The organism is Flavobacterium pokkalii, from assembly GCF_014596575.1.
GTDB classification, from domain to species: Bacteria; Bacteroidota; Bacteroidia; order Flavobacteriales; family Flavobacteriaceae; genus Flavobacterium; species Flavobacterium pokkalii.
Window position 1 is genome coordinate 1 of record NZ_NASZ01000002.1, and the last position, 14,077, is coordinate 14,077.

12 protein-coding genes and 2 tRNA genes are annotated in these 14,077 nt (G+C 36.2%); 12 read left to right on the forward strand and 2 right to left on the reverse strand.

The window, feature by feature from the left end; all coding sequences use genetic code 11:
- Positions 1–194: 194 nt before the first annotated feature.
- From dnaE to B6A10_RS01975, 6 genes are all read left to right on the forward strand, one after another.
- Positions 195–4,733 (forward strand): DNA polymerase III subunit alpha, encoded by a 4,539-nt coding sequence (gene dnaE, locus B6A10_RS01950; RefSeq protein WP_188219512.1) that lies wholly within the window; start codon positions 195–197, stop codon positions 4,731–4,733.
- A gap of 197 nt (positions 4,734–4,930) precedes the next feature.
- Complete coding sequence (gene trxA, locus B6A10_RS01955; RefSeq protein ID WP_024980008.1) at positions 4,931–5,248, forward strand: thioredoxin; 318 nt, start codon at positions 4,931–4,933, stop codon at positions 5,246–5,248.
- A 139-nt stretch (positions 5,249–5,387) separates the two neighbouring features.
- Positions 5,388–6,314 carry a DUF58 domain-containing protein gene (locus B6A10_RS01960; protein WP_188219513.1) on the forward strand — a complete coding sequence of 309 codons (927 nt, stop codon included), beginning with the start codon at positions 5,388–5,390 and terminating at the stop codon, positions 6,312–6,314.
- An 86-nt stretch (positions 6,315–6,400) separates the two neighbouring features.
- A tRNA-Asp gene (locus tag B6A10_RS01965) sits at positions 6,401–6,474 on the forward strand.
- 267 nt (positions 6,475–6,741) lie between these two features.
- Positions 6,742–6,815: transfer RNA gene (locus B6A10_RS01970), tRNA-Asp, on the forward strand.
- 108 nt (positions 6,816–6,923) lie between these two features.
- Complete coding sequence (locus tag B6A10_RS01975; protein ID WP_188219514.1) at positions 6,924–7,400, forward strand: hypothetical protein; 477 nt, start codon at positions 6,924–6,926, stop codon at positions 7,398–7,400.
- 3 nt (positions 7,401–7,403) lie between these two features.
- On the opposite strand, the gene B6A10_RS01980 is transcribed toward B6A10_RS01975, so the two are convergent.
- Both B6A10_RS01980 and B6A10_RS01985 read right to left on the reverse strand, forming a co-directional pair.
- A complete protein-coding gene (locus tag B6A10_RS01980; protein ID WP_188219515.1) occupies positions 7,404–8,525 on the reverse strand; it encodes a glycosyltransferase family 2 protein in 1,122 nt (373 codons plus the stop codon).
- The gene (locus tag B6A10_RS01985; RefSeq protein ID WP_188219516.1) at positions 8,525–9,472 is read right to left on the reverse strand and encodes a lysylphosphatidylglycerol synthase transmembrane domain-containing protein; all 948 of its coding nucleotides are present in this window, start codon (positions 9,470–9,472) and stop codon (positions 8,525–8,527) included. Before B6A10_RS01985 ends, B6A10_RS01980 begins: the two co-directional genes overlap by 1 nt.
- 55 nt (positions 9,473–9,527) lie before the next feature.
- Here B6A10_RS01985 and ruvC point away from each other — a divergent pair, with 55 nt between their 5' ends.
- From ruvC to B6A10_RS02015, 6 genes are all read left to right on the forward strand, one after another.
- Complete coding sequence (ruvC, locus tag B6A10_RS01990) at positions 9,528–10,082, forward strand: crossover junction endodeoxyribonuclease RuvC (protein WP_055092003.1); 555 nt, start codon at positions 9,528–9,530, stop codon at positions 10,080–10,082.
- Positions 10,083–10,136: 54 nt separating this feature from the next.
- Entirely contained in the window at positions 10,137–11,291 is a 1,155-nt protein-coding gene (gene hemW / locus B6A10_RS01995) for a radical SAM family heme chaperone HemW (protein WP_188219517.1), read from the forward strand.
- A gap of 93 nt (positions 11,292–11,384) precedes the next feature.
- Positions 11,385–12,149 carry a cyclase family protein gene (locus B6A10_RS02000; protein ID WP_188219518.1) on the forward strand — a complete coding sequence of 255 codons (765 nt, stop codon included), beginning with the start codon at positions 11,385–11,387 and terminating at the stop codon, positions 12,147–12,149.
- Positions 12,146–12,544: a GNAT family N-acetyltransferase gene (locus B6A10_RS02005; protein ID WP_188219519.1), complete on the forward strand. Its 399-nt coding sequence runs from the start codon at positions 12,146–12,148 to the stop codon at positions 12,542–12,544. Before B6A10_RS02000 ends, B6A10_RS02005 begins: the two co-directional genes overlap by 4 nt.
- The gene (locus tag B6A10_RS02010) at positions 12,544–12,906 is read left to right on the forward strand and encodes an MmcQ/YjbR family DNA-binding protein (protein ID WP_188219520.1); all 363 of its coding nucleotides are present in this window, start codon (positions 12,544–12,546) and stop codon (positions 12,904–12,906) included. Before B6A10_RS02005 ends, B6A10_RS02010 begins: the two co-directional genes overlap by 1 nt.
- A 107-nt stretch (positions 12,907–13,013) precedes the next feature.
- On the forward strand, positions 13,014–14,021 hold the full coding sequence (locus B6A10_RS02015) for a LacI family DNA-binding transcriptional regulator (protein WP_188219521.1): 1,008 nt from the start codon (positions 13,014–13,016) through the stop codon (positions 14,019–14,021).
- The last annotated feature ends 56 nt before the right edge of the window (positions 14,022–14,077 follow it).

The window sequence follows — 14,077 nt, forward strand, 5'->3', positions numbered from 1 at the left end:
AAGGACAATTTTAGTTTTTTTCAGCAGAAGTAAAAATCAAACCAAATAGACTGAAATGAAAAAACCGCCTCAAATTATGTTTTGAGACGGCTTCTTTTTGTTAATAACTTCCCTTTTCATTCGCCTCAAAAAAAACTAAATTTGAAATTCAATTTTTGTGATTTTTATAAATTGCAAACACTTCAAAAACAGCTATGTATTTAATATTCGATACCGAAACTACCGGATTACCGAAACGTTGGGACGCTCCTATAACTGATACGGCCAACTGGCCACGATGTATTCAGATTGCCTGGCAGTTGCATGACGACATGGGACAATTAGTCGAACATCAGGATTATTTGGTGAAACCGGAAGGTTTTAATATTCCCTATGATGCCGAGCGAATTCACGGAATTTCAACCGAATTAGCAGAAGCTGAAGGAATCACTTTGGCTGAGGTTTTGGAGAAATTCAATATTGCTTTGGGCAAGGCCAAATTTATTGTGGGGCAAAACCTGGGGTTTGATGTCAACATTATGGGCTGTGAATTTCACCGAATGGGTGTGGATTCACCGATGGCTTCCATGCCTGTTTTGGATACCTGTACCGAGGTGACGGCTAATTTATTGAAATTACCCGGAGGTCGTGGTGGGAAATTCAAATTGCCTACATTGACCGAGTTGCACGAATATTTATTCAACGTTCCTTTTGCGGAAGCGCACAACGCCACTGCCGACGTGGAAGCAACTACCCGTTGTTTTTTAGAATTAATCAAAAGGGAGGTTTTTACCAAGGAAGAATTAGATGTTCCGGTTTCTTATTTTCAGGAATTCCAGGCCAGAAATCCGCAGGAAATTCAGCTTATAGGATTAAAACATATTAACCTGAAAGCGGCTTCGGATAAAATCAGAGAGCAACTTCAAAAGTCGGAAGTAAAAGCACCTGAAAGTACTATTTCTGAAGAAAGCAGAAAGGATTTTAAAGAAGCAAAATTTGCCCATTTACACAACCATACCCAGTTTTCGGTTTTGCAATCAACTATTGGAATTGGTCCTTTAGTTGCGGCTACTGTAAAAAATAAATTTCCGGCCGTGGCTATGACTGATACCGGAAATATGATGGGGGCTTTCCATTTTGTGAGTGCCGTGATGAATCACAATAAAGGAGCTTCTGCTAAAAATAAAGCTTTGGTTGAAAGTGGAGAAGAACCTACAGAAACAGAGGTAAAACCTATCGTAGGTTGTGAATTTAATATTTGTGAAAATCACAAAGATAAAACCAAAAAAGACAACGGATATCAGGTGGTGTTGATGGCTAAAAATAAAAATGGTTATCATAATCTGGCTAAAATGGCTTCGATTGCTTATGTTGACGGATTTTATTATGTGCCGCGTATCGACCGTTCGGTTGTCGAAAGATACAAAGAAGATATCATGGTTTTGTCCGGAAATCTCTATGGGGAAATTCCGAGTAAAATTTTAAATATTGGTGAAAACCAGGCAGAAGAAGCTTTGCTTTGGTGGAAATCACAGTTTAATGATGATTTTTATCTCGAAATCATGCGTCACAATCAGGAAGATGAAAACAGGGTCAATAAAACCCTGATAGAGTTTTCTAAAAAACATAATGTAAAGTTAATTGCGACCAATAATACCTATTATGTAAACAAGGAAGATGCGAATGCGCACGATATTTTGTTGTGTGTGAAAGATGGTGAAAAGCAAGCAACTCCAATTGGTCGTGGTCGTGGCTACCGTTATGGATTACCTAATCAGGAATATTATTATAAGTCGGAGGAAGAGATGAAAAAACTCTTTGCTGATTTGCCTGAAGCTATTATCAATATTCAGGAAATTATTGATAAGGTCGAAATTTACTCTTTGTACCGAGATGTATTGCTTCCAAAATTTGAAATTCCAGACGAATTTAAAGTTGCAGAAGATTTGGCTGATGGCGGAGTGAGAGGAGAAAATGCCTATTTGCGTCATTTGACTTATACAGGAGCAGAACGTCGTTACGAAGCAATTACGGATGAAGTTCGGGAACGTTTAGATTTCGAGTTGATGACTATTTCGAATTCAGGATATCCGGGTTACTTTTTGATTGTACAGGATTTCATTGCCGAAGCTCGTAAAATGGGGGTTTCGGTAGGGCCTGGTCGTGGATCGGCTGCGGGTTCAGCGGTGGCTTATTGTTTAGGGATTACCAATATCGACCCAATTAAGTACGATTTGCTTTTTGAGCGTTTCCTGAATCCGGATCGTGTATCTATGCCCGATATTGATATCGACTTTGATGATGAGGGACGTTCCCGTGTTATGGATTATGTAATTAATAAATACGGAGCCAATCAGGTGGCGCAGATTATTACTTATGGTAAAATGGCAACCAAGTCGGCTATTCGTGATACTGCCCGTGTATTGGATTTACCGCTTTTTGAAGCAGACCGAATTGCAAAGCTGATTCCGGCAATGATGCCCGGGAAATGGAATTTGGCTCGTTTTATTTCGGAAAGTGAGGATGATGTTAAAAAGGCGTTGAAGTCTTCCGAAGAATTTGATCGAGTTAAAGAATTAATTGCCATTGCTAATGAAGGAGATCTAGCTGGAGAAACCATTCAGCAGGCTAAAATTCTGGAGGGTTCGATGCGTAATACCGGAATTCACGCCTGTGGGGTGATTATTACGCCGGATGATATTACCAATTTCGTTCCGGTTACTACCGCCAAAGATTCTGATTTATATGTGACTCAGTTTGATAACTCGGTTGCAGAAAGTGCTGGATTGCTGAAGATGGATTTCTTGGGTCTGAAGACTCTGACTTTGATTAAAGACACGGTAAAATTGGTGAAATACCGAACCGGAATTGAACTCAATCCGGATAATTTCCCAATTGATGATGTCAAAACCTATGAGTTGTTCCAAAGAGGAGAAACAGTAGGGGTTTTCCAATACGAGTCGCCCGGAATGCAGAAATACATGAAGGATTTAAAACCAACGGTTTTTGCCGATTTGATTGCGATGAATGCCTTGTATCGTCCGGGACCTTTGGAGTATATTCCTTCCTTCGTTCGTCGAAAAAATGGAGAAGAAGAAATTACCTATGACTTAGATGCCTGTGAAGAATATTTAGGAGAAACCTACGGAATTACAGTATATCAGGAGCAGGTAATGCTTTTGTCCCAAAAATTAGCCGGATTCTCTAAAGGTGATGCCGACGTACTTCGTAAGGCAATGGGTAAAAAGCAGAAGGACGTACTGGATAAAATGAAAGGGAAGTTTATTGATCAGGCAGTGGCTAATGGTCATGACGAGAAAAAATTAGATAAAATTTGGACGGACTGGGAAGCTTTTGCGAGTTATGCCTTCAATAAATCACACTCTACTTGTTATGCTTGGGTAGCATATCAAACGGCTTATTTAAAAGCGCATTATCCGGCAGAGTATATGGCTGCGGTACTTTCGAATAATATGAATGATATCAAGCAGGTTTCCTTTTTTATGGAAGAATGTAAGCGAATGGGCTTGCAGGTTTTAGGACCTTCGGTAAATGAATCCTTTTATAAATTTACAGTAAATGATGATTATGCAGTTCGTTTTGGGATGGGAGCGATTAAAGGTGTAGGAGCCGGAGCGGTTGAAACTATTGTAGAAAACAGAAAAAACGGATTATACAAATCGATATTTGATTTGGCTAAACGTATTGATTTGCGTGCGGCTAATAAAAAAGCCTTTGAAAATTTGGCTTTAGCGGGTGGATTTGACTGTTTTACTGATACGCACAGAGCTCAGTATTTTCATGATGAAGGAGATGGAATAACCTTTTACGAAAAAGCCATGCGTTATGGTTCGAAATTTCAGGAAAATGAAAATTCGTCTCAGGTAAGTTTGTTTGGAGAAAGCAGCGAAGTACAAATTGCCGAACCTGTTGTTCCGCCTTGTGAGGATTGGAGTACGATGGAAAAACTGGCTAAGGAAAAAGAAGTCGTGGGAATTTATATTTCCGGTCATCCGCTGGATGATTTTAGATTTGAAATGAAATATTTCTGTAATGCCAAATTAGAAGCTTTAAAAAATATGGAAGCTTATGTAGGTAAGACGCTTACTTTGGGCGGAATTATCAATAATGTGCAACATCGTGTGGCTAAGAACGGTAAAGGTTGGGCTTCTTTTGCTTTGGAGGGTTATGATGAGAGTTATGAGTTCCGAATTTTTGGAGAAGAGTATCTGAAGTTTCGTCATTTCTTTATTCAAAACAATTTTATGTTTATCAAGGTGACCATAAAAGAAGGTTGGATGAATCAGGAAACCGGAAAAAAAGGAGAGCCAAGATTGCAGTTTGTGGAAATGAAGCAGTTGCAGGATGTATTGGAATCTTTTGCAAAAAAACTGATTGTGTTGTTAAATATTAAAGATTTGTATCCGGAATTTATTCATAAACTAAATCATCTTTTTAATGAAAACAAAGGAGAGCATCAGGTGACTTTTGAAGTGATGGAATTAGAAAGAATTAAAAAACTGATAGAGGTTGCGCCTGCTGTGGGAGAAAACGATGAGGTGGTTTTTGAAGAAGATAATGAAGATGCAGAAACTGCCGATATGCCGGAAAATAAAGCGGTTCAGGTTACCGAAGTCGAAGAAGTTAAGGTGGTGACTAAGTTGAGCATGGTAAGCAGAAGGTTGAAAATTAAAATTTCGACCGAATTGTTGCAGGAATTAGAAAAAATGCAGGTGAATTTTAAATTGAATTAGAATTTGACAGCAAATTAATGGGATAGCTGTTGAAAGTTTGGGTCTTTTTTGAGTTCATAGTGACTTATAATAATTAACAATACATTAATAGCCAAAACTAATTTTAGAATAGTGTTTAGTAAGTTTTTAATTTCTAAATTTGCAAGGTGTTTAAGGAATTAAAGACTTTAGATTTATAAACTTTTAAATAAAGAAATATGGCATTAGCAATTACAGATGCTACTTTTGAGGAAGTAGTTTTGAAATCAGATAAACCTGTAATGGTAGATTTTTGGGCAGCTTGGTGTGGGCCTTGTAGAATGGTTGGGCCAATCATCGATGAACTAAGCAACGAATACGAAGGTAAAGTTGTGGTAGGTAAAGTTGATGTAGATGCAAACCAGGAATTTGCTGCAAAATACGGTGTGAGAAACATTCCAACAGTGTTGGTTTTTCATAACGGAGAAGTTGTAGGTAAGCAAGTAGGAGTTGCTCCTAAACAAACCTACGCAGATAGCTTAGACGCTTTGTTGTAATCGTAAGATTATGATTTATATGAAAAAAAGGTTTGGCACAAGTCAAACCTTTTTTTGTTTATAACAGTTTAGAGGGTCTATCCTCTTTTCTCTTGCTTCTTTTCTCTATTATCTATTATCTTTTTAATACATTTGAGATATGAAGATAGAAACCCAAATAGAAAAAATATCCAGTTTTCAGCATCTGGAATTGTTGGCTAATCAGGTTGTGGAAGGTTTTATTTCTGGAATGCATAAAAGCCCTTTTCATGGATTTTCGGCTGAATTTGCGGAGCATAAAGTCTATAATACAGGTGAAAGTACAAAACATATTGATTGGAAGCTTTTTGCAAAGACCGATAGACTGTATACGAAACAATTTGAGGAAGAAACTAATTTGCGTTGTCATATTATTATCGATAATTCTTCGTCGATGCATTATCCCAAATTAAGTGGGAAGCAGCATTTTTATCAGAACAAAATTGGTTTTTCAGTTTTGGCTTCGGCTGTTTTGATGAATTTATTAAAGAAACAAAGAGATGCGGTGGGTTTGAGTGTTTTTTCGGATTCTTACGGATATTATGCGCCGGAAAAAGGCAGTGACCGCCATCATCGGATGATTTTGAATACGCTGGAAAATCTTTTAAAAGAATCTGCGGTTAAAAAAAGTACAGATACGATTACTTTTTTGCATCAAATTGCCGAGAAAATGTATCGTCGTTCGATGATTATTTTGTTTACAGATATGTTTCAAACTGCAGATGAAGATAAGTTATTGAGTGCTTTGCAGCATTTAAAATACAATAAACACAAAGTGGTTTTGTTTCATGTGATTGATGACAAAACCGAGTTTTATTTTGATTTTGACAATGCACCACGGAAATTCATTGATGTTGAAACCGGGGAAGAAATTTCGGTTTTTGCCGAAAATGTAAAAGAAGTATATGAAAAACAGTTGGATTTGTACTTTAAAAAATTGGCTTTGAGTTGTGCGCAAAACAAAATCAAGTATGTTCCGGTGAGTGTAAGAGATGATTTTGAAAAAATAATGCTGACTTATTTGACTGAGAAACAAAGTTTTGGTTAATAGTCGGAAAAATATTTTTTTATTTTTTATAAAAACACTTGTGTAAATAGAAATCTGTTGTATCTTTGCCACCGCAATAAAGCAGAGGTTTGGTAGTTCAGTTGGTTAGAATACATGCCTGTCACGCATGGGGTCGCGGGTTCGAGTCCCGTCCAGACCGCTAATATTGGAGAAGCCTTTCGTAACAGAAAGGCTTTTTTTTCCACTATACGGTATCGAAAGCTAGTTGTGTTGTTTGGTTAGCCTTTGTAAGCTAGCCATGGTTTATGTAGTTAGACCAATGAAAAGCTTTTCACTTAATTGTGAATGGCTTTTTTGATTTTAAAACAGCTCTGAGATTTAAGAGAAAAAGATTTTAAAATATTTTCATTTTGCTCTTGTTTTTAAAGAAAATTAAATTGTATATTTGCACTCGCAATAAAGCAGAGGTTTGGTAGTTCAGTTGGTTAGAATACATGCCTGTCACGCATGGGGTCGCGGGTTCGAGTCCCGTCCAGACCGCAAAATTTGCAAAAGCTCTTCATGAAAATGAAGAGCTTTTTTTATTTTAGAAAAATCAAAAAATGATTGTATTTTTATAAAATATTAGTCGAATTCAAAAATAAGGCCTTGAAGCAGTATTACTTTTTTTTAATTTTAGGTTTTTTTACTTCTTGTCAATATTTTGAGAAGCAAGTGCCTTCTGAAAAAGAATTATTGCAAAAAGAACTTAAAGCTATTAATTGGAAAGAGGTAGATGAGTATCCTTCGTTTACAGGCTGTGACAAGCTGACTGAAAAAATACAACGCCAACAATGTTTTTTTGAATATTTGACTCAGTTAATTCAAGATAAATTAGAGGTAGATACGCTTTCGGTTTTGTATCCTGAATTGGATACCATTGAAGTAAAAGTGACTGTTTTTCCGGATTCCCGAATGCAGTTTGAACCTCAGTTTTCTAAAGATTCCACAGCTTACAATATCATAAAAATTGACAGTATTCTGCACGCAAGATTGGTTAATTTTCCAAAAGTGAATCCGGCAATCAAACAAGGAATTCCGGTAAAAACCCAATTTATTCTTCCGGTGATTATCAAAGTGGAGTAGTTTTTAAGTCTGAAATTTTCTTCCTTTCCATTCGTATTTTCCAACTAAAGCATACAAAGCCACGCTAATGCTGAAAAACGGATACAATATACTTGCTGTTAAATAGGATTGTGTTTTGCTTTTTAAAAATACATTCGTTTTGTAAATCAATAAAAAATCGACACTTAGTTTTGTCAGGAGTAAAAACGATAAAAGATACTGATTCCCGTTTCCAAAACAGAAATTCCAAAGCACAAACCATAAACTGATATTTCCGCCAAAAACAATTAATCCCAAAGCTTTTCCAAAATTACTTTGATACGAAGTGGTTTTAGAAGCCCAGCGCACTCTTTGATAAAATAAATCTTTCCAGTTGTCTAGTGGTTTTGTGGTTACAATATGGTTTTCGGATTTTAAATAATGTACTTTTTCAGTGCCAAAATTTGGGGAGTTTATTGCTTTTTGCAAAAGGAAAACATCGTCGCCACTGGCAATTTTATTGTTGCCTTCAAAACCGTTTAATTTTTCGAAAAGTGACTTGGTGTAGGTCAAATTAGCACCGTTGCACATAAAACCTTTGCTTAAACCGAAACTGCCTATCGTGGCTCCCTGTAAACTGGCTAAATCCAATTGTTGGAAATAATGTAAAAAAGAATGATCTCCGGAATATTTTACGGCTCCGGCAATCATTTCTGGTTTTTGATTTTGAATATAATTATCCAAACTTAAAAGCCAGTTTTCAGGTACGACGCAATCCGCGTCGGTGGTGGTGATCCAGTCGTTTTTGATGTGTTTAATGGCGGTGGTTATCGCGTCTTTTTTTGGGGAATTTGATTTTCTGATGTTGTTTATAACCGAAATTTGAAATCTAATCCCGATAGCTACCGGGACTGGAATTTGGAATTCATCTGTTGATTGATCGTCGACCAAAATTACTTCGAATAAATTCGTTGGATAATTTAATTGCGAAAGACTTTCTAATAGTATAGGCAAATTTTCGGCTTCATTTCGAAAAGGAACAATAATACTGAAAGCGTTTTTTGGTTTTAAGTCTAAGTTGTCAAAGGTTTTTATTTTTGAAAAACCATGAATTAAAAGCAGTATGGTTGCAAAATAAGTGAATAATATGACGGTAACCGCAAGCATCAGGCTATAACGGTTTTAGTTTTGAAATTCAACACATAATAACTTCCGATGACAACGGGAAGTACTACGTTAAGAAACCACATTAGCGTAGAAATAAACACGACAATCCATTCGTTCACGCCAAGAATTCCAAAGAAATAAATAGCCACGCCGCCTTTTACCGCAAAATCTAAAAACTGAAAAGTAGGTAAGGAAGAAGCTAAAAAATAAACGCTGGCAATAGTTGCAATTAATGTTAAATAAGGTAAATCGACATCAAAAGCTAAGAATAAAAAATAATATTGATGCGAAAAAACCAAATATCGGCAAATGCCTAAAAGGATATTTTTTTGATGAATCGATTTTGGGATTTCGTTAATCTTATGAATCAGTTTTTCTATCGAATAGCCTTTGATAGCGAATTTTTTGATGGAAAAAAGAAAAAGAATAACAGCGATTAAAATTCCAAAAAGTATTAAAACCGTTTTGGGAGTAATTACATTGAAAAGAGAATTGAAATACAGCAACCCAAAAATCCCGAAAATAACCGTTAAAACCATTTGGATTCCGTTGCAAATCAGGTTTAGGAAAACTACTTTTTTAGCTTCCGATTTTTTGAAAAACAATGCTTTTCCGGCATATTCGCCCACGCCGTTTGGGGTGAATAATCCGGCTGTTAAGGCTGCTAAAACCTGTTTGGTCGATTCGCTCACACTGATTTTATGAATGTGTTGGGCTAAATTTTGCCATTTCAAAATTTCAAAATAACGATTTAAAACACTTAATAATAAGACAAAAGTGATTCCTCCAACGGATTGATTTTTCTGGAATAAAGTGATGAATTTTTGCCAGTCGAGTTTATCGTTATTTGCCAGTTGGTTATAAATAAACCAGAATGCGCCGCCAACAATCAAAATTTTGATTAGAAGTACTAGGAATTGCTTAGTTTTGTGTGGTATTGAAATCATTGGTGCAAAGAAACGAAAACTTTGAGCTTTGCACTTTAAACTTTAAATAAATCTTTTGGCTAACGAACGCATCATATTAGGAATTGATCCCGGAACCACGATTATGGGCTTTGGATTGATTCGTGTTATCAATAAAAAAATGGAGTTTGTGCAACTGAACGAGCTGCAATTGTCTAAATATGATAATCATTATCAAAAGCTGAAAATCATTTTTGAACGCACCATCGAGTTGATTGAGACCCATTGTCCGGACGAAATTGCAATTGAAGCACCTTTCTTTGGGAAAAATGTGCAATCGATGTTGAAATTAGGTCGTGCTCAGGGAGTTGCTATGGCGGCTGGACTTTCGAGAGGAATTCCAATTACGGAATACGAACCTAAGAAAATCAAAATGGCGATTACCGGAAACGGAAATGCCAGTAAAGAACAGGTGGCTAAAATGCTGCAACAGCTTTTAGGTTTGGCAGCATTGCCTAAAAATCTTGATTCGACGGATGGATTGGCGGCTGCTGTTTGTCATTTTTTCAATTCAGGAAAAGTCGTGGCTGGTAAAAGTTATTCGGGTTGGGATGCTTTTGTGAAACAAAATGAAGAAAGAGTTAAGAAGTGATCAGTGTTCAGTCTCAGTGCTGTAAACGGTGACTGCGATTGTAAACTAAAATAAATGTCAGGGATTTACATACACATACCGTTTTGCAAGCAGGCTTGTCATTATTGCGATTTTCATTTTTCGACTTCGATGAAAAAGGCAGCCGAAATGGTTTTGGCTTTGGCCAAAGAAATTGTCATGCGTAAAAATGAGCTTCTCGACTGCGCTCGAAGTGACAAAGATGAGCTTGTTGAAACCATTTATTTTGGTGGAGGGACACCAAGTAGATTGTCTATTGCTGATTTGAAATTGCTGATTGATGCCGTTTTTGATAATTATTCCATTTCTGAAAATCCCGAAATTACTCTGGAAGCCAATCCGGATGATTTGTCGGAAGAATATTTAATTGCGTTAAAACAAATTGGGATTAATCGTTTGTCTATTGGGATTCAGTCTTTTTTTGAAGAGGATTTACAAATGATGAATCGGGCGCATAATTCGGCTGAAGCCAAAAAATGTTTGGAACTAGCCAGTCAATATTTCGATAATATTTCTCTGGATTTGATTTATGGTATTCCGGGAATGAGTAATGAAAAATGGAAGCAAAATATCGAAACGGCTTTGCGTTTTAATATTCCGCATATTTCCAGTTATGCTTTGACGGTAGAACCAAAAACGGCTTTGAATAAACTGATTCAAACTGGTAAAATTGCAGAACCGAAAGACGAAGTTGCTTCGGAACACTTTATGATTTTGGTTGAAATACTCGAAAAGAATGGCTTTGTGCATTATGAGTTGTCCAATTTTGGAAAACCGGATTTTTTTTCAAAAAATAATTCGGCTTATTGGTTGGGAAAAAAATACATCGGAATTGGGCCTTCGGCGCATAGTTATGATGGAATTTCAAGAAGTTGGAATGTGGCGAATAATGTACTTTATATTAAATCCATTGAGGAAAATAAGTTACCCAATGAAACCGAAAAATTGTCGGTTGAAGACCGTTACAACGAATATATTATGACGGGATTGCGAACGATTTGGGGTGTTTCATTAGACAGAATTCAGAATGAATTTGGACAAGATTATTTGGATTATTTACTAAAGCAATCCCAGAAATTCCTGAATGATGATTTGCTTTTTATTGAAAATAACATTTTGAAACCTACTTTAAAAGGAAAGTTCTTGACGGATGGGATTGCATCAGACTTATTTTATTTAAATTTGGAATGATTGTTTAACCGCAAAGAAAACAAAGAAGGCGCAATGAGCGCAAAGCTTTGTGAGCTTCGCGTAAACCTTTGTGCCCTTTGCGGTTAAAAATATATGATAATAAAAATCAACAACTTCGAAGTCGATTTATCAAAACCCATTGATATTTCCATTCCGTTAACGAATACGGATGCGAATCCGATTGCCTGGTATTTGAGTAAACCGGAAATCAAACCGGTGGTTTTTGGTAATTGGACGGGAAGTGTTCAGTCAGGTGCTTCGACTAATTTTAATACCATTGTTTTTAATCCGCATGCTCATGGAACGCACACCGAGTGTTTGGGGCATATTACCAAAGATTTTTATAGTATCAATCAATGTTTGAAGCAATTTTTCTTTTTGGCCGAATTAATTTCAGTTCAGCCGGAACAGCAGAGAGAAGATTTGGTGATTACTTTAGAAAATATAACGACTGCGCTCGATGTGACATTAGAATCAGGTTTGGTAAAAGAAGCTTTAATCATTCGCACTTTACCTAATTTGGAAATGAAAAAGCATCAGAATTATTCGAATACGAATCCTCCTTTTTTGTCTGAAGAAGCAGCGATTTTTATTCGCGAAAGCGGAATTCAGCATCTTTTAATTGATTTGCCTAGTGTAGATAAAGAACAGGATGAGGGTAATTTATTAGCACATAAGGCATTTTGGAATGTGAAAAATGTGAGTAATTTGAATACGGATGCCCGACGGAATGCTACGATTACCGAAATGATTTATGTGCCGGATGAAGTTCCGGACGGCAATTATTTATTGAATTTGCAAATAGTTTCTTTTGAAAATGATGCGAGTCCGAGTAAACCTGTTTTGTATAAAATATGATTAGTGTTTCAATTGATAAAAGTAAGTTGGATATTGCTTTTATCCATAATTTTACCAAAGATATTTACTGGGCTGCGCCCAGAACTATGGAGGAGGTTCAGCTTTGTGTAGATTCTTCTTTTTGTTTCGGGATTTATCTGAATGAGGAGCAAATTGGTTTTGCGCGAGTGATAACTGATTATGTGGTTTTTGCTTATGTGATGGATGTTTTTATTGATGAAAAGCACCGAGGGAAAGGTTATGCTTCGATTTTAATTGGTGCTATGATGAAGGAACCTGCTTTACAGCAAATTAAAATTTGGCGATTAGCCACGACAGATGCGCATTTTTTATATGAAAAATTTGGATTCAAATTGTTAGCTCATCCGGAAAAATTAATGGAAAAAGTGTTGTGATGAATTTAGAAGAATATTACGAATATTGTCTTTCCAAAAAGGGAGTGACGGAACATTTTCCTTTTGATCAGGATACTTTGGTTTTTAAAGTAGGCGGAAAGATGTTTGCGCTTTCGTCTTTAAAACAATGGGAGTTGGGGCAGCCGTCAGTAAATTTAAAATGCGATCCTGATCAGGCTAAAGAGTGGCGGTTACAGTTTGAAGCGGTGCAGCCGGGTTTTCACATGAATAAAAAACATTGGAATACGGTTGCGATTAACAAGGATGTTTCGGATGTTTTATTGAAAGAAATGATTGATTGTTCTTACGAATTAGTCTTTGCTAGTTTGTCTAAAAAACTCCAGTCAGAATTGAAAGATTGAGAGTGTGTTCAAAATTTATTTATCTTAATAAAAACAAAAGTGAGTAAAATTTGTTTTTCTAAAATTTTTTTTCCACATTTGTCATGTAAACGTTTACATTTATCAAATTGTCAAATCTAAAAGCAGTAGCGGAACATTCTAAGGTTTCTATAGCCACGGTATCTAGGGTTATCAATAATGATCCTAAGGTAAGTCGTGAAACTGTGCTTAAAGTTCAGGCTTCGATTGCTGCTTTAGAATACAAACCTAACCGTGTTGCACAGCGTTTGAGAAGTTCTAACAGTAAAACAAAATTGTTAGGACTAATTATTCCCGATATTCAAAATCCCTTTTTTGTTGATGTGGTAAGAGGTGTTGAAGATTATGCTTATCAGAACAATTTTGCCGTTATGATTGGGAATTTTGGTCAGGATGAGAAAAAGGAAAAATTGTACTTGGATATTTTCCAATCGGAGAATATTGATGGATTAATCGTGGCGCCAATTCATGGGAAAGATAAAGGAATTGAGAATTTGGTTAAAAAGAATATTCCGGTGGTTTGTATTGACAGAGGTTTGACAGAGATTGATGTAGATGTGGTAAAAGTAGATAATGAGTTAGGGGCTTTCAATGCTATTGACCATTTATTGAATATGGGTCATAAAAGAATTGCTTTTATTTCGGGGAATTTTAAGATTCCAACCTATATCGAACGTATGTCGGGTTATAAAAAAGCTTTGGAAAAACATGGGGTTCCATTTGATGAAAGTTTGGTTTTTGCCCGAAATACCGATTATAAAAGTGGATTTGAAATAGCTCAGAAAATTTTAGAATTGGAACAAAGACCAACCGCTATTTTTTCTGGGAATAACTTGTTGACTTTAGGTGCGCTGGAAGCGATACATGCTGAAAATATTAAAATTCCTGAAGAAATTTCTATCATTGGTTTTGATGATATGCCTTGGTCTATTTCGTTGAATCCGCCATTGACAGCAGTGCGTCAGCCCGGATTTGATATGGGGAGAAAAGCAGCAGAGATGCTTTATGAAAGGATTGCAAATCCAGGGAAAAAGAAAGAAAATGTTATTTTGAAAACGGAGTTAATGCTGAGGAAATCGACTACTCGAATTGAGTAGTTTTTTTTGGTTTAAAAATGTAAACGTTTACATTTTTGAATTTAAAAGGTTTTTTA

What these genes read in the sequence shown, in the direction of transcription:
- B6A10_RS02000 (WP_188219518.1), top strand. Translation starts at nt 11,385, where the DNA reads ATGATAATAAAAATCAACAACTTCGAAGTCGATTTATCAAAACCCATT.
- B6A10_RS01960 (WP_188219513.1), top strand. Translation starts at nt 5,388, where the DNA reads ATGAAGATAGAAACCCAAATAGAAAAAATATCCAGTTTTCAGCATCTG.
- dnaE (WP_188219512.1), top strand. Translation starts at nt 195, where the DNA reads ATGTATTTAATATTCGATACCGAAACTACCGGATTACCGAAACGTTGG.
- trxA (WP_024980008.1), top strand. Translation starts at nt 4,931, where the DNA reads ATGGCATTAGCAATTACAGATGCTACTTTTGAGGAAGTAGTTTTGAAA.
- B6A10_RS02010 (WP_188219520.1), top strand. Translation starts at nt 12,544, where the DNA reads ATGAATTTAGAAGAATATTACGAATATTGTCTTTCCAAAAAGGGAGTG.
- B6A10_RS01980 (WP_188219515.1), bottom strand. Translation starts at nt 8,525, where the DNA reads ATGCTTGCGGTTACCGTCATATTATTCACTTATTTTGCAACCATACTG.
- B6A10_RS02005 (WP_188219519.1), top strand. Translation starts at nt 12,146, where the DNA reads ATGATTAGTGTTTCAATTGATAAAAGTAAGTTGGATATTGCTTTTATC.
- B6A10_RS01985 (WP_188219516.1), bottom strand. Translation starts at nt 9,472, where the DNA reads ATGATTTCAATACCACACAAAACTAAGCAATTCCTAGTACTTCTAATC.
- hemW (WP_188219517.1), top strand. Translation starts at nt 10,137, where the DNA reads ATGTCAGGGATTTACATACACATACCGTTTTGCAAGCAGGCTTGTCAT.